The 18,339-nt window shown below is 69.4% G+C and carries 20 protein-coding genes; 9 read left to right on the plus strand and 11 right to left on the minus strand.

The genetic code is table 11. From position 1 onward, the window contains the following. Positions 1 to 21: 21 nt before the first annotated feature. The 4 genes from DL990_RS36215 to DL990_RS36230 are packed head-to-tail and all read right to left on the minus strand — an operon-like array spanning position 22 to position 3,341. On the minus strand, positions 22 to 357 hold the full coding sequence (locus DL990_RS36215; RefSeq protein ID WP_034308634.1) for a hypothetical protein: 336 nt from the start codon (positions 355 to 357) through the stop codon (positions 22 to 24). Between the two features lie 58 nt (positions 358 to 415). Next, entirely contained in the window at positions 416 to 1,057 is a 642-nt protein-coding gene (locus DL990_RS36220; RefSeq protein ID WP_125801386.1) for a TetR/AcrR family transcriptional regulator, read from the minus strand. Then, complete coding sequence (locus tag DL990_RS36225; RefSeq protein WP_125789331.1) at positions 1,048 to 2,592, minus strand: ATP-dependent acyl-CoA ligase; 1,545 nt, start codon at positions 2,590 to 2,592, stop codon at positions 1,048 to 1,050. Before DL990_RS36225 ends, DL990_RS36220 begins: the two co-directional genes overlap by 10 nt. Beyond that, positions 2,589 to 3,341 carry an enoyl-CoA hydratase/isomerase family protein gene (locus DL990_RS36230; RefSeq protein WP_125789330.1) on the minus strand — a complete coding sequence of 251 codons (753 nt, stop codon included), beginning with the start codon at positions 3,339 to 3,341 and terminating at the stop codon, positions 2,589 to 2,591. Before DL990_RS36230 ends, DL990_RS36225 begins: the two co-directional genes overlap by 4 nt. 47 nt (positions 3,342 to 3,388) lie before the next feature. On the opposite strand from DL990_RS36230, the gene DL990_RS36235 reads away from it, so the two are divergent. The 7 genes from DL990_RS36235 (at position 3,389) to DL990_RS36260 (ending at position 8,615) form a co-directional block, all read left to right on the plus strand. Then, on the plus strand, positions 3,389 to 4,978 hold the full coding sequence (locus DL990_RS36235) for an amidohydrolase (RefSeq protein WP_125801387.1): 1,590 nt from the start codon (positions 3,389 to 3,391) through the stop codon (positions 4,976 to 4,978). A gap of 5 nt (positions 4,979 to 4,983) precedes the next feature. Continuing rightward, a complete protein-coding gene (locus DL990_RS36240; protein ID WP_125789328.1) occupies positions 4,984 to 5,433 on the plus strand; it encodes a GNAT family N-acetyltransferase in 450 nt (149 codons plus the stop codon). A 22-nt stretch (positions 5,434 to 5,455) separates the two neighbouring features. Beyond that, the gene (locus DL990_RS36245; RefSeq protein WP_125684091.1) at positions 5,456 to 6,139 is read left to right on the plus strand and encodes a metal-dependent transcriptional regulator; all 684 of its coding nucleotides are present in this window, start codon (positions 5,456 to 5,458) and stop codon (positions 6,137 to 6,139) included. 188 nt (positions 6,140 to 6,327) lie between these two features. Beyond that, positions 6,328 to 6,714 (plus strand): transcriptional regulator, encoded by a 387-nt coding sequence (locus DL990_RS36250; protein WP_125801423.1) that lies wholly within the window; start codon positions 6,328 to 6,330, stop codon positions 6,712 to 6,714. Between the two features lie 10 nt (positions 6,715 to 6,724). Next, positions 6,725 to 7,783: a zinc-dependent alcohol dehydrogenase family protein gene (locus tag DL990_RS36255; protein WP_125801388.1), complete on the plus strand. Its 1,059-nt coding sequence runs from the start codon at positions 6,725 to 6,727 to the stop codon at positions 7,781 to 7,783. Positions 7,784 to 7,878: 95 nt separating this feature from the next. Further along, positions 7,879 to 8,007, plus strand: coding sequence for a hypothetical protein (locus DL990_RS42260; protein WP_255431420.1), 129 nt, complete (start codon positions 7,879 to 7,881; stop codon positions 8,005 to 8,007). Next, positions 7,995 to 8,615, plus strand: coding sequence for an alpha-ketoglutarate-dependent dioxygenase AlkB (locus tag DL990_RS36260; protein ID WP_125789326.1), 621 nt, complete (start codon positions 7,995 to 7,997; stop codon positions 8,613 to 8,615). The genes DL990_RS42260 and DL990_RS36260 overlap by 13 nt, the downstream gene beginning before the upstream one ends. 359 nt (positions 8,616 to 8,974) lie before the next feature. Here the strand turns inward: DL990_RS36260 and DL990_RS36265 are convergent, their stop codons facing one another. Genes DL990_RS36265 through DL990_RS36285 form a run of 5 tightly spaced genes read right to left on the minus strand, consistent with a single transcriptional unit; the run spans position 8,975 to position 13,271 of the window. Beyond that, positions 8,975 to 9,832: a biotin-dependent carboxyltransferase family protein gene (locus DL990_RS36265; RefSeq protein WP_125801389.1), complete on the minus strand. Its 858-nt coding sequence runs from the start codon at positions 9,830 to 9,832 to the stop codon at positions 8,975 to 8,977. Further along, positions 9,829 to 10,434, minus strand: coding sequence for an allophanate hydrolase subunit 1 (locus tag DL990_RS36270; RefSeq protein ID WP_125789324.1), 606 nt, complete (start codon positions 10,432 to 10,434; stop codon positions 9,829 to 9,831). Before DL990_RS36270 ends, DL990_RS36265 begins: the two co-directional genes overlap by 4 nt. Continuing rightward, positions 10,434 to 11,192, minus strand: a complete 759-nt coding sequence (locus tag DL990_RS36275) for a LamB/YcsF family protein (protein WP_125801424.1) — start codon at positions 11,190 to 11,192, stop codon at positions 10,434 to 10,436. The genes DL990_RS36270 and DL990_RS36275 overlap by 1 nt, the downstream gene beginning before the upstream one ends. A 14-nt stretch (positions 11,193 to 11,206) precedes the next feature. After that, a complete protein-coding gene (locus DL990_RS36280) occupies positions 11,207 to 12,001 on the minus strand; it encodes a putative hydro-lyase (protein WP_125801390.1) in 795 nt (264 codons plus the stop codon). Positions 12,002 to 12,026: 25 nt separating this feature from the next. Further along, positions 12,027 to 13,271, minus strand: a complete 1,245-nt coding sequence (locus DL990_RS36285) for an MFS transporter (RefSeq protein ID WP_125789322.1) — start codon at positions 13,269 to 13,271, stop codon at positions 12,027 to 12,029. A gap of 182 nt (positions 13,272 to 13,453) precedes the next feature. Between DL990_RS36285 and DL990_RS36290 the strand changes: the two genes are divergently transcribed. Continuing rightward, positions 13,454 to 14,116 carry a GntR family transcriptional regulator gene (locus tag DL990_RS36290; RefSeq protein ID WP_125789375.1) on the plus strand — a complete coding sequence of 221 codons (663 nt, stop codon included), beginning with the start codon at positions 13,454 to 13,456 and terminating at the stop codon, positions 14,114 to 14,116. 64 nt (positions 14,117 to 14,180) lie between these two features. Here DL990_RS36290 and DL990_RS36295 read toward each other — a convergent pair whose 3' ends face one another. Together DL990_RS36295 and DL990_RS36300 are read right to left on the minus strand one after the other, a co-directional pair. Next, positions 14,181 to 15,407 carry a glycoside hydrolase family 16 protein gene (locus DL990_RS36295; protein WP_125801391.1) on the minus strand — a complete coding sequence of 409 codons (1,227 nt, stop codon included), beginning with the start codon at positions 15,405 to 15,407 and terminating at the stop codon, positions 14,181 to 14,183. 132 nt (positions 15,408 to 15,539) lie between these two features. Next, positions 15,540 to 16,787 carry an ROK family protein gene (locus tag DL990_RS36300; RefSeq protein ID WP_199746738.1) on the minus strand — a complete coding sequence of 416 codons (1,248 nt, stop codon included), beginning with the start codon at positions 16,785 to 16,787 and terminating at the stop codon, positions 15,540 to 15,542. An 85-nt stretch (positions 16,788 to 16,872) separates the two neighbouring features. Between DL990_RS36300 and DL990_RS36305 the strand changes: the two genes are divergently transcribed. Beyond that, a complete protein-coding gene (locus DL990_RS36305) occupies positions 16,873 to 18,261 on the plus strand; it encodes a GH1 family beta-glucosidase (protein WP_125789319.1) in 1,389 nt (462 codons plus the stop codon). The last annotated feature ends 78 nt before the right edge of the window (positions 18,262 to 18,339 follow it).

Here is an 18,339-nt window from a genome sequence, read left to right on the forward strand (position 1 = left end):
CCTTTCATTGCGTCGGTCTCTCTAGTCTTCGTCCTCGTCCTTCTGATTCCGCATCGCGATCGGGACCCCGGCCAGGTCCTCTTCGTTGCAGAGAAGTTTCACGTCGTAGTAGGGCGAACCCTTGCGGTCGTCGTAGTCGAGATGGACGGCCAGCACATCGACCGGTTCCCCGAGCCACTCCTGAGCCTGGCGTAGCCATGTCGCGCACCGTTCGAGCGCCGTGGGCAGGTCGTCGTCCCGGAATCCCACCGGGCGGTAGGGGACGTCCTGCACCTGATCACGGGGGTTCGAAGGCACCGGCAACGCCGGCGAGAGACCCGAGTCGTCCAGTTCGAGTTGGATCGTTTGCTCAGTCACCCTTCGAGCGTCCCCCAGAGAAGCCGTCTGAGCAAGGCGTACCGACCTAAAGTCGCCGCTAAACGGGCACTCGCCACACTCTTGAGACCACTTCGCGGCAGTTTTGCAGCGCCGTGACGTCCAGCCGGCGTTCGCAGGCGAGCGCCCGCAGCGCCAGTTCCGCGTAGTGGACGGCCAGCTGGTCCAGGGTGAGCGGCCCGTTCGGCGAGTACCAGCGCGCGACCCCGCTGCACATCTCCACCAGCGCGAGCCGGGTGACCGAAGGCTGATCGGTGCGGAAGACACCCGCCGCGACCCCGTCTTCGATGGCGTCCGCCCACAGCCTTTCGTAGGCGTCGCGCAGTCCCACCACCCCGGCCCTGGCGCCGGGGGTGAGCGCGTGGACCTCGTTGTCCACCACGCGGGTGTCATCCGGCTGGATGGCGTGCGCGAGCACGTGCAGCGCCACCAGGGATCCGAGCCGCGACACGGGATCGGTGCGCCCGGCGGTCGCCTGCTCGCCCGCGTCGAGCAGGCGCCGCAGCGACTCGTTCATGATGGCCACCAGCAGATCTTCTTTGGTGCCCATGTAGTGGTAGAGGCTGGCGGACGACAGCTCGGCCTCCTGCGCCAGATCCCGGATGCCGGTGCCGTGGAACCCCTTGGTGGCGAACAGTTTCACCGCCGCCTGGCGCACGCGCTCGCGGGTGTTCAGAGCCATGTCCCGGTGGTCCTGTCCCAGGAACCGGCGCGGAGGTCCTCCGCCTTCTTCAACTCGCCCTTCGCGACGCGTTCCGACGGCGTCATCGGCAGTTCCGTCACGATGGCCCAGAACCGGGGAACCTTGAAGTAGGCCAGTTTCGCCGAGCAGAACTCCGCCAGCTCGGCCGGTTCGCACCGGTGTCCCTCGTTTTCGTCGAGGACGAGGTACGCCTTCACCTCTTCGCCGCGGATGTCGTCCGGCACCGCGATGACGGCGGCGAGCTTGACCGCCGGATGCAGCTGCAGTGCCCGCTCGACCTCGTCGGCGGAGATGTTCTCGCCGCTGCGGCGGATCATGTCCTTGGTGCGGCCCACGTAGTACACGCGGCCCTCGGCGTCCATTGTGGCCAGATCGCCGGTGTGGAACCAGCCGCCGTCGAACGCGCGCCCGGTCGCTTCGGGGTCGTCGTGGTAGCCGTGCATCAGGCCGACCCCGCGGATCAGCAGCTCGCCGGTTTCCCCTCGTGGCAGCGGTTTCCCGGCCTCGTCCGCGATCATCACCTCGCGGGTGGGCGCGGGCCTGCCGAGGCAGCCGGTACCGACCGTCTCCTCGTGATCCGCCGGGTACATCCGGATGTCGCCGCCGGTCTCGGTCATGCCGAAGGCCTCGTACCACGGTGTGCCCCAGCGTGCTTCGAGCGTGGCGTGCAGGTCACGGGGGATGGCCGAGGCGCAGATCGCGCGGACCTGATGTGCCTTGTCCAGCTCGCTTTCCGGCTGGCGCAGCAGGAGGGTGGGCATCAGGCCGAGGCAGTAGAACCAGGTGACGCCGTGTTCACGGACCTTCTCCCAGAAGGTGGACGGGTGGAAGCGGTCGAGCACCACCAGCGTCGCGCCGCCCGCGAGCCCCAGCGCGACGTTCCACTGTGGATCGATGTAGTGGAACGGTTGCGCGGTCAGGATGACGTCGTCGGCGCCGACCATGGGGAAGTCCGTGGCCAGGCTGATCGCCAAGGTCGTCCAGTACCGGTTCGGCAGTACGCAACCCTTGGGCGCGCCCGTGGTGCCCGAGGTGTACTGGATGTTGACCGGGCGTTCGCCTTCGCTCACGAAGTCCGGGCCGTCCACGGAACCGGTCAGTTCGCCGGGCGTGAGCACGCGTTCCAGCGAGGTCTCCGGCGCGATCTTGTCCAGCAGCTCCAGGAATTCCTCGGCCGCGACGGCGAACCGGGCGCCGGAATGCCGGAGCACGTGTGCGCCGTCGAATTCGCGGTATCCGGTGTTGACCGGGACGAGCACGCCGCCGATCTTGGCCAAGGCGAGCCACAGCAAGGGGAACTCGGGCTGGTTGCGCAGCATCACCGCGACCCGGTCGCCCGGTTCCACGCCCAGCGCCAGCAGCGCGCGGGCGAACTCCGTGCTGCGCGCGTCGACGTCGGCGAACGTGAAACTCTCACCGGTGGAGTCGAAGATCCATGCGGTCTTGTCCGGCCAGCGCGCGGCGGCCCTGGTGGTCAGCCCGAGGAGGGTGTCGATCCCGGCGAGCGAGGTCATGTCCGGCTCCGGAAGGCCTCGGCCGAGGCGGCGACCTCGGCGGAGTGTTCGGTGATCAGCGCGTGGCTGACTTCGAGTTCGAGCGCGGCGTCGAGCGAACTGTCGATGCCGGAGTCGAGGGCGCGTTTGGCCATCGTGGCCGCGGCCGCCGGATGCGCGGCGATCCTGGCCGCCCACGCGAGCGCGGTGTCCATCAGGTCGTCGGCGGGCAAGGCCGCGTTGACCAGGCCGAGTTCATGCGCCGCGGTACCGCTCACGCGCTCACCCAGCAGCAGGAGTTCCTTGGCCTTCAGCGGGCCGACCAGCAGCGGCAGCAGCCGCGACGCCGCGCCGGTGACGCTCAGGCCCAGCGAGACCTCGGGGAAGGCGAACACCGCGTCTTCGGCGGCGAGGATCAGGTCGCAGCCCATCGCGAACTCGGCGCCCGCGCCGATCGCGTAGCCGTGGACGGCGGCGATGACCGGCTGGCGCAGCCCACGGAGGCGGCGCGTCACGTCCTGTAACCGGTCGAGCCGCGCCCTGGAATCCGCTGTGTCTCCGGACGGGGTGGGCTCCTTGAGGTCGTGACCGGCGCAGAACGCGCGCCCCCGCCCGGCGAGGACCACCGCCCGCGCGTCGGAGCGGGCGGCCGCGTCGAGTGCCTCCAGCAGGTCGTCGACCAGTTCGGGGACCACCGCGTTGAGGCGCTCCGGGCGGTTCAGCCAGAGCAAAGCGATGCCGTCGTCGAGTGCGTAGTCCACGGTGCTCATGACGCCGAGCCTAGACGACCGATCGATCGATCGATAGGGTCGAATCCATGCGGGTCGACACGGTCTACGAGAACGCCCGGTTCCTCACCGGAACGGGGGAATCCGTAGCGCTAGCGGCGCTGAACGGACGAATTGTCGCGTTGGGTCACGATGCTGCCGCGCTTTCCGCGAAACGCCGCGTCGACCTCGGCGGCTCGGTGGTGGTGCCCGGTTTCCACGACGCGCACAACCACATGGCCTGGTTCGGCATGGCGCTCGACGACGTCGCGTTGTCCGATTGCCGCGGCGTCGACGAGGTGTACGACGCCGTCGCGCGGCGTGCGGCCGAAACGCCGCCGGGCGGCTGGATCATCGGCAGCGGCTACGACCAGAACAAGCTCGCCGGCGGCCATCCGACACGGCAGGGGCTGGACCGTGCCGCCCCCGGCCACCTCGTTCGGCTCAAGCACACGTCCGGGCATATGACCGTGGTCAACTCGGCGGTCCTGGAGCGGCTGGACCTGGGGAACGTGCCCGTCGGCGGCGACGTCGTCCGCGACGAGGACGGCTCGCCGACCGGGCTGCTGCGGGAACAGGCCCAGCTCATGCTGCGGCCGTTGACCTATCCGACGCCGATCGAGACCGTCGTCCGCGGCCTGGACAGGGCGAGCGAGCGGTACCTGGCCGAGGGGATCACGAGTGTCCAGGAGGCCGGGATCGGCGGGGGTCTCGTGGGGGAGACCCCCGCCGAACTCGCCGCGTACCAGCTGGCGCGTGATCGCGGCGTGCTGCGGGTGCGCAGCACGGTGATGGTCGCCGCGAGCGTGCTGCACGACCTCGATGCGGGGGCGGGCTTCGGCGTGGACCTGGGGATGCGCACCGGATTCGGCGACGAATGGCTGCGGATCGGCGCGATGAAACTCTTCGCCGACGGGTCGCTGATCGGCCGGACCTGCGCGATGCACGAGCCGTTCGCGGGCGAGCCGGACAACGTCGGCTACTTCCAGGTGCCCGAGGACGAGATCGCGCGGACGATCGCCGCCGCGCACAAGGCCGGCTGGCAGATCGCGACGCACGCCATCGGCGACCGCGCGATCACCGTCGTCCTCGACGCCTACGAAGCCGCGCTCAAGGCCGACCCGCGGCCCGACCACCGGCACCGCATCGAGCACTGCGCGGTGCTCCGGCCCGAAGAGCTGCGGCGGCTGGCGTCGCTGGAGCTGATCGCCTCGCCGCAGGGCCGGTTCGTCAACGAGATCGGCGACGGCATGCGTGCCGCGCTCGGCCCCGAGCGCGAGCCGTGGTGCTACCGGCTCAAGAGCCTGCTCGACGCGGGATGTGTGCTGCCTGCCAGCTCCGACCGCCCGGTCGTCGAGGGCGCGCCGCTGCTCGCGCTGGCCGACATGGTGCGGCGGGAGACCGCGTCCGGCGTCGTACTGGGTCCCGATGAGCGGCTCACGCCCGCCGAAGCCCTGCACGCGTACACGTACGGCTCCGCGTACGCCGCTTTCGCCGAGAAGGACCTGGGCACGCTGGCGCCCGGCAAGCTCGCGGACTTCGCCGTCCTCTCGGCCGACCCGACCGACGAGTCCACTTTGGATTCGATCCACGTCGTCGCCACCGCCGTCGGCGGCGACATCGTCTACGAACGGAGCTGAGACCCATGCCGGTGCGGGACGCGGTCGCGGACGACATCGAGGAGATCTGCGCGCTCATCGAGGAGCACGCGGTCTACGAGGACAAACACGATCTGAAGCTCGACAGGCAGGAGATGGCCGGGTTCCTCTTCGGGCCCGATCCGAAGGCATGGGTGCTGCTGGCCACCCCGCCGGAGGAGCCGGACAAGGTCGCGGGCTTCGCCTTCTGCAGCTGGAACTTCTCCACCTGGGAGGCCAGGCCCGGGATCTGGCTCGACGACCTCTTCGTGCGCCCGGAACACCGCCGTTTCGGCCTCGGGCGGGAGCTGCTCGACGAGCTGAGCGCGCGGACGCCGGGCCGGGTCGAATGGGACATGCAGGAGGGCAACGAGAAGGGCGAGGCGTTCTACGCCCAGCTCGGCGCCGAGCCCGTCCCCGGCTGGATCCGGTACCGCTGGCGGCCGCACACGAAGTGAGCCAAGCCGTAAACTCGCACGCATGGGTGAAGGGGCAAGCCGCAGGTCGTCGTCCGTTGAGGACTACGTCCGGGTGATCTACGGGCTGGTGGAACGCGGTGAGGCCGTCACCAACACGTCGCTGGCCGGACGGCTGGAGGTCAGCCCGTCCTCGGCGTCCGGCATGGTCACCAAGCTGTCCCAGCTCGGGCTGGTCGCGCACGTCCCGTACCGGGGCATCGAGCTGACCACCGAAGGCAGGCTGCTGGCCCGCTCGGTGCTCCGCCGGCACCGGCTGATCGAGACGTACCTGGTGTCCGAGCTCGGCTACACCTGGGACGAGGTGCACGCCGAGGCGGACGCGCTCGAACACGCGGTGTCGGACAGGCTCGTCGAGCGGATCGCGGCGAAGCTCGGCAACCCGGTGCGCGACCCGCACGGCGACCCCATCCCCGCCCCCGACGGCAGCGTCGAGGAGATGCCGATGCGCATCCTCGACGACCTCCCGCCCGGCGCGGTCGGCGAGATCGTCCGCGTCTGGGACACCGACCCGGAACTCCTGCGCTACCTGACCGAGCATTCGATCGGCCTCGGCGAGCGGATCGAGGTCGTCGAACGCCAGCCCTTCGGCGGCCCCATGGTGGTCAAGGTCGGCTCACCGCCGGACGCGGCGACCCACGCGATCGGCAAGGAGATCGCGCAGGCACTGTCGGTCGCGCTGCGTTGACCGGCGTGTCCACTGTGGACGTGTTTCGAATGGTGCGTGCGGTGCGAATTTCCCGTACGTCCCTGCATAATTCGGCCCTTGGCACTTCACCCACATGCCGGGCCGATAGGTGATCTAAGGCCCTTCCGATCATGTGTTCACGCGCCTAGGCTGCGCTATTCCGGGTGGCTAGCGAGCGTACGAAGGCGATGAAGATGACCGGTCAGCGGACACACACCATCGACCGGGGGGTGGCGGAAGGACGTGAACTCAGGAGGCTGCTGGAGACAGGGCCGTTCGCGGACGCCCTCAGGGCGGCGATCAGGGCGAGGGGCCTCGGCCTCGATCGGATCCGGTACCGGCTGAGAGGGCGGGGGTGCTCGGTCAGCCTCGCGACGCTGAGCCACTGGCAGTCCGGCCGCTGCCGTCCCGAGCGGCCGGAATCCCTGCTGGTGCTGAAGAATCTCGAGGACGTCCTCGGGGTGCCGGAGCGGTCCCTGTCGCGGCTTTTGGGACCGCCGCGCGGACGGGCGGCCCGGTGTACGGTGCCCGGCGAGGGCCTCGTGATGCAGCGAAGCCGGGAGACGGGAACTTAGAGGAGTAAGGGTGCGGGCGGTCGTCTTCGAGGAGTTCGGGGTACTGCCCGAGGTACGCGAGGTGCCGGATCCGGCCACGCCGCCGGGCGGGGTGGTGATCGCCGTCGAGGCGACCGGAGTGTGCCGAAGCGACTGGCACTCCTGGCAGGGTCACGACACGTCGGTGAAGCTGCCGCACGTCGCCGGGCACGAACTCGCCGGCCGGATCGCGTCGCTCGGCGAGGGCGTCCGCGGCTGGTCGGTCGGCGACCGGGTGACGGTGCCGTTCGTGTGCGCCTGCGGCACCTGCGCGCAGTGCGCGGCCGGCGACCAGCAGATCTGTGACCGCGAGTTCCAGCCGGGCGCGACCCACTGGGGCTCGTTCGCCGACTACGTCGCCATCGAAAACGCCGAGGTCAACCTCGTGGCGCTGCCGGACTCGCTGGCTTGCGCCGAGGCGGCGGCGCTGGGCTGCCGCTTCGGGACGGCGTTCCGGGCGGTGCTGCGCCAAGGCGGGGTCCGGCCCGGCCAGTGGGTGGCGGTCCACGGCTGTGGCGGCGTCGGCGTGTCGGCGATCCTGCTGGCCGTCGCGGCCGGTGCTTCGGTGGTCGCCGTCGACCCGTCTCCGCAGGCCAGGGCGCTGGCTGTGCGAATGGGGGCCTCTGCGGCTGTCGATCCGTCCGCGCTCGACGGGCACGAAGCGGTCGCCGCGCGTGTCCGGGACCTGACCGGCGGCGGCGCGCACGTCTCCCTCGACTGTCTCGGCTCGCCGACCACCTGCGCGGCCTCGGTCGGCAGCCTCCGGAAGCGCGGTCGTCACGTCCAGGCCGGGCTGATGCCCCCCGCGCAGGGCATCGCGCCGATCCCGATGCACCGCGTGATCGGCGGGGAACTGGAGATCGTCGGCATCCACGGGCTCCAAGCGCACGAGTACCCCGAGATGCTGCGGGTGGTGGAGACCGCCGGAATCGATCTCGAAGGCATGATCGGCACCAGGGTCGGCCTCGACGACGTCCCCGCGGTGCTCGCGGAGATGAACGACCCGGTGCCGGCCAAGGCCGGGGTCACCGTGGTCGAACTCGCTCTGTGACCGGGTGAACGCACTACGGTCAACCGGCCGATCGGAGTAGTCCGAAAGGTGGCTTCCGACGCCGGTTTGTGGCACCTTCTCCGGCCGTGACAGTCATGGATGCCCCGTCTCGGCCGCGTTTCGTCCAGCGTGTGCTGCGCCGGTTCGCCGAGGCGGGCGTGATGGCGCGGGGCCACCGGCTCATCGGCGCGCGGCCTGGCAAACTCGACACGTGGACGCGCTGATCCCTCGCCCGCGTACCGAGGTCGCGCCCGGTGCCGTGCACGTTCCCGGCTGGCTCGATCTCGACGAGCAACGCCGGCTGGTCGAAGCCTGCCGAGGCTGGCGCGGTTACCGGCGGACACGGCTGCCGAACGGCGGCGTCATGTCGGTGCGGACGGTATGCCTCGGCTGGCACTGGCACCCGTACCGGTACTCGAAGGTGACCGACGACGGCTCCCCGGTGCTGCCGTTCCCTTCATGGCTGGGCGATCTCGGGCGGCGGGCGGTTTCCTCCGCTTATGGTCCGTCGTCGTACGAGCCGGACATCGCGCTGGTGAACTTCTACGACTCCGCCGCGAAAATGGGGCTGCATCAAGACAAGGACGAGGCCTCGCTCGAGCCCGTCGTGTCGCTGAGCCTGGGGGACGCCTGCGTCTTCCGGTTCGGGAACACGGTCGACCGCGGGCGGCCGTACACGGATGTGGACCTTCGGTCGGGAGACCTGTTCGTGTTCGGCGGCGAGTCGCGGCTGGCTTTCCACGGGGTGCCTCGCGTCTTGCCGGGAACCGCGGACCCGGAGCTGGGGTTGGTGGGACGGTTGAACATCACTTTGCGGGTTTCGGGCTTGTGAGTGGTTATTGAGGGGTAAGGCAAAGGTGGCGTCAGTTCGGGGTGTGGGGGAACAGGGACGTTGGATGTCCCTATTCCCACACACCCCTTCCGGCACAGGTGTTCACAGGACCTGTCACGCTGGACTGTGTGGATTTCGGGACATCTGACGTCCCGAAATCCACACAGTGAGGATGCGCGGGTGGCGGTTTCGCGTGAACGGCCGGACGACACACGTGTTGAGAGGGACGACATGCGTGATCCGGCGGACGACTCGCGGCGGGCCATGGGTTTGGAGGGGGCCGGGTTGCGAAAGCCACTTTCGCAACGTTGAGGGTTGCGAAAGTGGCTTTCGCAACCCTCCGGAGGAGGCAGCACCACTCACGAGAGCCGGAAGCGCACCCGTTGCCCCGGCCGCACTTGCGCGGCCTGGTCCAGATCCGCTTCGTCCACCACCGCGATCACCGGATAGCCGCCGGTCACCGGGTGATCGGCCAGGAACAGGATCGGCTGCCCGGAAGGAGGAACCTGCAACGCGCCCGGCACGGCGGCCTCGGGCGGCAACTCGCCGCCTCGCGCACGCGACAGCACGGGCCCCTCCAGCCGCACGCCCACGCGATCGACGTCGGCGGTGGCGACGTAGCCGGAAGAGACCAAAGTGGACAGTGAGTCGACAGTGAACCACGAAGCCCGAGGGCCGGCGGTGACTCGCAAGACGGGCTCAACCGCGAGGGGGGCGCGAGGTGCCAGGTCGACAGCGGGGTGGGTCGACACCTGCTCTCCCACCGGCAAGGTCATCCCGGCCGAAAGCGCGGGTGGGCCGAGCTTCCCGAGGGTGTCGGTCGCCCGCGCGCCCAGTACCGGAGGGACGTCGATGCCGCCGCGCACGGCGACATAGCAACGCAAACCTTGAGAAGCCATCCCGAGAACGAGTTCGTCGCCGGGTCCGACCGGGATCGGGGAGTCCGGGCCGAAAGCCCGCCCGCCAGCGGTGATCGAGCAGGGCGCGCCCGTGACGGCGACGGTCGCCCGAGCCGAGAACCGGAGGACGAGGCCGCCCAGGACGCACTCCAGAGCCGCGTGGCTCTCGGGGTTTCCGACCAGCCGGTTCGCCAGCCGCAGCGAACCGCGGTCGGCGGCACCGGACCGGCCGACGCCGATCGCGGCCAGTCCTGGTCGCCCGAGATCCTGCACGGTGGTGAAGACCCCGGGGTGGATCACTTCGATCTTCGCGGTCATGAAGTGAACCGGATCCGCGTGCCCGGTGCCAGCAGGTTCGGCGGCTCCCGCTCGACGTCCCACACCGGCAACGAGGTCCGCCCGATCAGCTGCCAGCCGCCGGGCGAGGCGTTCGGGTACACCGCCGTGTACTCGCCCGCGATCGCGACCGAACCGGCGGGAACGCGGGTGCGCGGGCTCGTCCGGCGCGGCAGGTGCAGTGCGGGGTCGAGTCCGGTCAGGTAGGCGAAACCCGGTGCGAAGCCGCAGAAGGCGGAGACGTAGGTCCCGTCCTCGTGCCGCCGGACGACCGCCTCGGCCGACAGGCCGGCGGCGGCCGCGACGTCGGCCAGGTCCGGGCCGTCGTAGCGCACCGGCACGACGATCTCGGCGGCTTCGCGTGGTTTGACGTCCACTGTGGACCGATCGAGGACATCGCCGGCGAGCCGGTCGTGATGGGTCCGGCCAGGGTCGAACCGGATGAGCAGGGTCCGCGCGGCGGGGACCAGTTCGAGGACGCCGTCCGGCGGGTCCTGCTCCAGTGACGCGTGCAGCCCGAGCACCTCCGACGGATCGTCGAAGTCGACCATGGCCGCACGCGCCCCGTAGGGCAGCACTCGCATCACGCGGCCTCGAGGAACGATCCGATGTGGACACCGGAAGCGTCGAGCCCCGCGCGGATCCGTCGCGCCAGCTCGACGGCGCCGGGTGTGTCGCCGTGCACGCACAGCGAATGCGGTTGAAGCGCCAGTTCGGTCCCGTCGATGGCGACGACCTTGCCGGTGGTCGCCATCGCGACCGCCCGCTCGGCCACCTCGTCGGCGTCGTGGAGTACGGCGCCCACGAGTTTCCGGGAGACCAGAAGGCCTTCCGGCGTGTACGCGCGGTCCGCGAACGCCTCGGCGTACGCGGGGAACCCGGCTTTTTCCGCCTGCTTGGCCATTTCCGACCCCGGTGGGCACAGCAACGCGAGCCCGGGGTGGAACCGCCGGATCCCCTCGACGACCGCGGCGGCCTGCTCGGGATCCACCGCGGCGGTGTTGTACAACGCTCCGTGCGGTTTGACGTACCGGACCCGCGTACCCGCCGCGCGGGCGAACGAGTCCAGCGCGCCGATCTGGTAGAGCACGTCGTCGGCCAGGTCGGCGGGGGCGACGTCCATCGCCCGCCGGCCGAATCCGGCCAGATCGCGGTAGGCGACGTGGGCGCCGATCACGACGCCCCGTTCCGCCGCGCGTTCGCAGACGCGCCGCATCACCGACGGGTCGCCGGCGTGGAAGCCGCAGGCGACGTTCGCGCTGGTGACGATGTCGAGCATGGCGTCGTCGTCGCCCATTTTCCAGGCGCCGAAGCCCTCGCCGAGGTCGCTGTTGAGGTCGATACGGCTGAGATCCATCACGCCACCCTGAACTCACTGTCGAGTTTGTCGGTCACGAACATGTAGCCCGGTGCGTGCGTGATCGCGAACGGCGGCCGCGAGGCCATCAGTGCCGCCTGAGGGGTCACGCCGCATGCCCAGAACACCGGCACGTCGCCGGGTTCCGCGTCGACCGGATCCCCGAAATCCGGCTTGCCGAGATCGGCGATGCCGAGCGCGGCGGGGTCGCCGACGTGCACCGGGGCACCGTGCACGGCCGGCATCCCGCGGGTGATGCGCATGGCGTCGTCGACGCGGTCTTCGGGGATCTGCCGCATCGAGACCACCATCGGCCCGTGCAGGCGTCCGGCGGGTACGCACTCGCGGTTCGTCACGTACATCGCCACGTTGCGGCCCTGGTCGATTTGCCGCAGCGGGATGCCCTCGGCGGCCAGCGCCGATTCGAAGGTGAAACTGCAGCCGATCGAAAACGCGACCATGTCGCTGCGCCACAACCCGCTCGTGTCCGCGAGCTCGCCGGCCAGCGCGCCGTTCTGCCAGACGCGGTAGCGCGGCAGGTCGGTGCGCAGATCGGCGCCGGGCGCCAGCCGCGTCGACGGGTCGCCGGGATCGCTGACGTCGAGCACCGGACAGGGCTGCGGGTTCCGCTGGCAGAACAGCAGGACGTCGTAGGCCCAGTCCTCGGGGACGGCGATCAGGTTGGTCTGGGTGAACCCGGTGGACCAGCCGGTGGTCGGGCGGGCGGTGCCCGCGCGGAACAGGGCGCGGGCCTCGCCGGGGGACAACGTCGCCGGTTCGTCGAAGGTGGTCATCGGGTGCCTCCTCTTCCGATTGTGGTCACAGAAGTTCGCGGCCGCGAGTCTCGGGCAGGCCGAGCAGCGCCAGCGCGGCGATTCCGTAGCCGACCGCGCCGAACACCATCGCGCCGCCCGCGCCGAGGAAACCGACCACGGCGGGGAAGGTCGCGCCGATGGCCCGGCCGAGGTTGTAGGTGAAGCCCTGTCCGGTCCCGCGTAGCGCCGACGGGTACAGCTCGGCGAGGAAGGCGCCGAACCCGCTGAAGATCGCGGACATCGAGAACCCGAGCGGGAAGCCGAGGAACAGCACGAGCGTGTTCGCGCCCGGGGGGATCTGCGTGTAGGCGACGATGAGACCCGCCGACAGCACCGAGAACAGCAGGAATGTCTTCTTCCGGCCCAAGATGTCCGTGAGATAGCCGCCGGTGACGTACCCGATGAACGCGCCGGAGATCAGGAACGCGAGGTAACCGCCGGTCCCGATGACGGTGAGACCGCGGGTGGTCTTCAGGTAGCTCGGCAGCCAGGTCGCGAGCGTGTAGTAGCCGCCCTGGACACCGGTGGCGAGCAGTGCTGCGAAGAACGTCGTGCGCAGCAGATCCGGCTTGAAGATGCCCGCCAGCGAACCGCGTTCCTTCTTCGTGGCGCGGGCGGCTTCCGCGACGGGAGCGTCCTGGACGTTGCGCCGGACCCAAAGCACCAGCAGCGCGGGGATGACGCCGGTCCAGAACATCACGCGCCAGGCGATGTCCGGGCTGAACAGGCTGAAGACGACGGTGTAGACGACGACCGAGAGCGCCCAGCCGACAGCCCACGCACTCTGCACGAAGGCGACCGTGCGGCCGCGATACTTCGCCTGCGAGTACTCCGCCACCAGCGCGGCGCCGGCGGCCCACTCGCCGCCGAAGCCAAGACCCTGCAGCGCGCGGAAGATCAGGAGCGTCTCGAAGTTCGGCGCGAATCCGCAGAGCACGGTGAAGATCGTGTACATCGCGATGGTGATCTGAAGGGTGCGTACGCGGCCGATGCGGTCGGCCAGGATGCCCGCGCCGATGCCGCCGATCGCCGAAACCACCAGCGTCGTGGTGCCGAGCAGGCCCGCTTCGCCGCCGGAGAGGCCGTAATAGGCGGTGATCGCGGCCAGACCCAGCGGCAGGGTCTGGTAGTCGAACGAGTCGAGCCCGTATCCGCCGAACGCGCCGACGAAGGCCCGGCGGCCTCGCGAACCGAGCGTGCGGAACCAGGCGAAGGGGCGAGTGTCTTCGGTAGTGGCTGTCGCGTTCATTGGCACCTCCAGAGGTGACTTTTCATGGTGGCACGGGTCACACGAGTAGCCACTTTAGGGATTGTTCAACAATTCCACAAGAGGATCCTTGGCTGAGACTCTTGTGCCTAGGTAGGATCGGTCACGTGACGATCGCGGAGGGTGGTCCTGCCTCGGTAGAAGGACTTGAGGCTGATCGCGGCATGATCAGCCGCACCAGCACGGCCGAACGGGTCGCGGGTGTCCTTCGCACGCGTATCGCGGAGGGGTTCTTCCTGCCCGGCGTCCGGCTGTCGGAACACGACATCGGCTCGGCGCTCGGCGTCTCCCGCAACACACTGCGCGAGGCATTCCGGCTGCTCACGCACGAACGGCTGTTGACCCACGAGCTCAATCGCGGTGTCTTCGTGCGGGTGCTGCCCGTCGAGGACGTCGTCGACCTCTACAAGGTGCGCAAGGTCGTCGAGTGCTCGGCGGTGCGCGCGGTGACGGAGAAGCCCGCGACGTTCGCGAAGCTCGCGCGCCTGGTCGAGGACGGCAAGCTGGCCGAGCGGAGTGAGCGCTGGCAGGACCTCGGCACCGCGAACATCCGGTTCCATTCGGCGATCGCGGAACTCAGCGGCAGCGAACGGATCGACGAGCTGATGCGCGGCATCCTGGCCGAGTTGCGGCTGGTGTTCCACATGATGGCCGACCCGCGGCGCTTCCACGAGCCGTACCTCAAGCGCAACGCGGAGATCCTCGAGCGCATCGAAGCCGGCGACGGCCTCGGCGCGGAAAAGCTGCTCGCGCAGTACCTCACCGACGCCGAAAACCAGCTCGTCGAGGCCTACGCCGAACGCTCCCAGACGCAACCCGGCACCTGATTGCGATAGTCGGCAAGGCGAACTATCGCAATCAGGTGCCGAATTGCGGGGGTTTCGGTGACGTCTAGGGAGTCGTCCACTTCTGGTTCGCGCCGCCGCCGCAGGTCCAGATCTGGAGTCTCGTCCCGTTCGCGGAGCTGTTGCCGGTGGCGTCCAGGCATTTGTTCGCCTGCGGGTTCACGATGTCGCGAGCGCCGCTGATCGCCCATTTCTGCGCGCCGGATCCGTTGCAGTCCCACAGTTGCACGGCCGTGCCGTCGGCGGTGCCCCCACCGGAGACGTCCATGCACTTGCCGAGCGCGCGGATCGTGCCGTCGCCGCCGATGGTCCAGTTCTGCGCGGCGTTGCCGTTGCAGTCGGTGATCTGGACCGGCGTCCCGTTGGCGGTGTTCGCGCCCGCGACGTCGACGCATTTGCCGCCGATCCCGGTGATCCGGCCGCTCCTCCCGGCCGTGTCGCTGGAATTGACGTGCACGTAGTCGACGACGAGACGCTGCGGGAAGACCGTGCTGGAGTTCGGGTCACCCGGCCAGTAGCCGCCGACCGCGAGGTTCAGGATCAGGTAGAAGGGGTGGTCGAAGACCCAGCGGTTGCCGTTGAGGTCGGCGGGGGTGCGGGTCTGGTAGAGGTTGCCGTCCACGTACCACTTGATCTGGTTCGGCGCCCAGTCGACGGCGTAGGTGTGGAAGTCGTCGGAGAAGTTCGGGCCGTTGTAGGCCGCGCCGATACCGCCCGCGCCGGAGTAACCGGGGCCGTGGAGGGTGCCGTGCACCGTGTTCGGCTCGAAGCCGACGTTCTCCATGATGTCGATCTCGCCGCTGTTGGGCCAGCCGACGTTGCCGATGTCGGCGCCGAGCATCCAGAACGCGGGCCACATCCCCTGGCCGCGCGGCAGTTTCATCCGCGCTTCGAACCGGCCGTAGGTCTGGGTGAACTGGCCCTGCGTGGACAGTCGCGCGGAGGTGTACTCGCAGCGCCCGTACCAGCAGTTGTAGTTGCCGGGGTTCTCCTTCTTCGCGGTGATGACGAGGTTGCCCTGGCCGTCGAGCGCCGCGTTGTTCGTCCCGGACGTGTACCACTGCCGTTCGTGGTTGTTGACGTTGTCGCCGGTTTCGAAATGCCACTTCGAGGTGTCGATACCCGCGCCGGCGGGCCCGGTGAAGTCGTCGGTGAAGGTCGCGGCCGTGACCGCGGCCTCGGCGACCGGGGCTTGGGCCGTTGCCGGGAGTGAGCCGAGGAGGACGCCGGCGGCGAGGAGTGCCGTCCAGCGGAAACGAGCTGAGATGGACATCGTTGTCGCCTCTCTGACCGTGGGGGACCCGAGGAGAAGGCATCCGGCAGAACTACTTTGTTGTGCCTGACAACAAAGTATGCATGGTCTCTACCACTGCGACAAGATGTATTTTTCGAGCTCGAATTAAGGTCAGGCGGCCGTGCCCCGCTTCGACCCGGCCGTCCGCGGGTCCGCGCCCTGGTCGAGGAGGGCGGCGACCGGGAGAGTGGCGGCTCCTATGGCGACGGCGTCCGGGCCGAGCTGTCCGAGTCCGATCTCGGTCTGGTCGAACACGTGCGCCAGCGCGTGCTCACCCGCCACACGCCGGATCTCGGGCAGGTACTGCTCGCCGAGCGCCAGCCCTGCCCAGCCACCGAGCACGATCCGCTCCGGGTTGAACAGGTTGATCAGATTACCGATGCCCGCGCCGAGGTAGCCCGCCGTCTCCTCCAGCACCTTGGCCGCGGCCTTGGACTTGCCCGCGGACTCCAGCAGGGCGGCGAACCGCGTCTGCTCGTCCTCGTCCGAGGTCGCTTTTCCGCCGCGCGCCTTGCGATAACGGGCGAGAACGCCCTCCGCGCCGACGTAGGACTCCAGGCAGCCGCGCGATCCGCAGCGGCATTCCTGTCCGCCGTAGACGATCGTCGTATGGCCCCATTCGCCCGCGCTGCTGGTGGAGCCCCGGTACGTGGTGCCGTCGGTGACCACGGCCGCGCCGACCCCGGACCCGATCAGGACGATCACCGCGTGCCGGGCGCCGCGACCGGCGCCGAACCACATTTCGCCCTGGCCCTGGGTTTTCGCGCCGTTGTCGATGAACAGCGGCAGCTCGACACCCTCCGCGCGCAGGAGGTCGGTGAGCGGGACCTCTTTCCAGCCGATGGTGGGCGCGTGCACACGCAGCGCCTCACCCTGTTCGACGGTGCCGGGGACGCCGACACCGACACCGAGCACGGTCGCCTCGTCGATCCCCGATTCCGTGATCACCTCGCGAAGTCCGGACGCCACCTGGGTGACGGCCGCCGCCGCGTCCGGCCGGGGCGAGGCGAGCGGATGTTCGACGGTCGCGAGCCGGTTCATGGTGAGGTCGAACAGTTCGACCTTCACCCCGGTCTCACCGATGTCGACGCCCGCGACATGGCCGTACGCCGGGTCGACGCGGAGCAGCACACGCGGCCTGCCGCCGTCGGACTCGACAAGCCCGGCTTCGGTGATGAGGCGTTCTTCGCCGAGTTCGGCGGTCACGTTGCTGACGGTCGCGGCGCTCAAACCGGTCAGACCGCTCAATTCGTGGCGGCTGAGCGGGCCGTCGAAGTAGAGTTTCGACAGCAGGAGGGAACGGTTGTGCCGCCGCAGGTCACGGACGGTGGTGCGCTTGGCAGGCATGCGGATACCCATCTTATGGCGGCGGACCTTTCCAGGATGCCCCACGACCTTAGCCTCCGCCATGTATCAACTGGTGAAATAAGGGGGGAAGAGGGCCATGACGGGGGAGAAAGAGCTCATCGGCACCTTGCCGCCCGACTTCCGGTGGGGTGTCGGGAGTTCCGCGTACCAGGTCGAAGGCGCGGTCTCCGAAGACGGAAGAACACCGTCCATCTGGGACACCTACGCCCGGTACCCGTGGTCCGTCGACAACGGTGACACCGGCGAGGTCGCCTGCGATCACTACCACCGGATGCCCGCCGACGTCGCGCTGCTCAAGGAACTCGGCGTCGACACCTACCGGTTCTCCGTGTCCTGGCCCCGTGTGCAGCCGCGCGGGCGCGGTGGCGTGAACCCGGCGGGCATCGCCTTCTACGATCGGCTGGTCGATGAACTCCTCAACAACGGCATCGACCCCTGGCTGACGCTGTACCACTGGGATCTGCCGCAGCACCTCGAAGACGCGGGCGGCTGGCCCGCGCGCGACACCGCCGTCCGGTTCGCCGACTACGCGATGCTCGTCTTCGAGCGGCTGAGCGACCGGGTCCGCCACTGGACCACGCTGAGCGAGCCGTGGTGCACGGCCATGCACGGTTACGTCCATGGGGTGATGGCGCCCGGCCGCCGGGACGCGAAGGCGGGGATGGCGGCGGCGCACCACCTGCTGCTCGGCCACGGTCTCGCCGTGCGGCGGATGCGGGAACTCGCCTCGCCCGGGACGAAGTTCGGCATCACGCTCAACCTGAGCACCGCCGATCCGGCCACCCCCAGCGAGGCCGATCGCGAGGCCGCCCGGTTCGAGGACGGCCTCGGGACGAGGTTCTACCTCGACGCGCTCGTGCACGGCCGGTACCCGGAAGACGTCCTCGAGGCCCTTGCCCGGCAGGGCATCCGCCTGCCGTCCGAGCCGTGGGACCCGTCGATCATCGCGGCACCGCTCGACTTCCTCGGCGTCGACTACTACTTCGGGACGCGGTACTCCGGGGTGGAGGAGAACGGGAAAGCGGTGGAGCACTTCGGGATGCCCTCGTTCCGCAAGGTGCCGTCCGGGGCGCCGTCGACGGTACTCGGCTGGGAGATCCTGCCGCACAAGCTCACCGAACTGCTCGTCCGGATCGGCCGCGACCATCCCGGTCTGCCGCTTTACGTCACCGAAAACGGTGCGGCGTTCACCGACGTCCCCGACGAGACCGGATTCGTCCGCGACGAAGACCGCGCCGCGTACCTTTCCGCGCACATCGCCGCCACGGCCGCCGCGCGGCAGGCGGGCGCGGACGTCCGCGGTTACTTCGCCTGGTCCTTTTTGGACGGTTTCGAATGGGCATACGGCTACGCGAAACGGCTCGGCCTGGTGCGGGTCGACCGCGAGACGCAGGCGCGGACGATCAAGCAGAGCGGGCTGGCGTACCGCGACATCGTCGAGCGGGTGCGCGGCGGACGGCGGTAGGGTCTGCCCCACCCTTGATCCGGCGGTCCGCTCCCTGTTTCCCGATAGCCCCGCGTCCTAGGTTCGGCAGCGAAAGTT

Source organism: Amycolatopsis sp. WAC 01416, from assembly GCF_003947485.1.
GTDB lineage: Bacteria > Actinomycetota > Actinomycetes > Mycobacteriales > Pseudonocardiaceae > Amycolatopsis.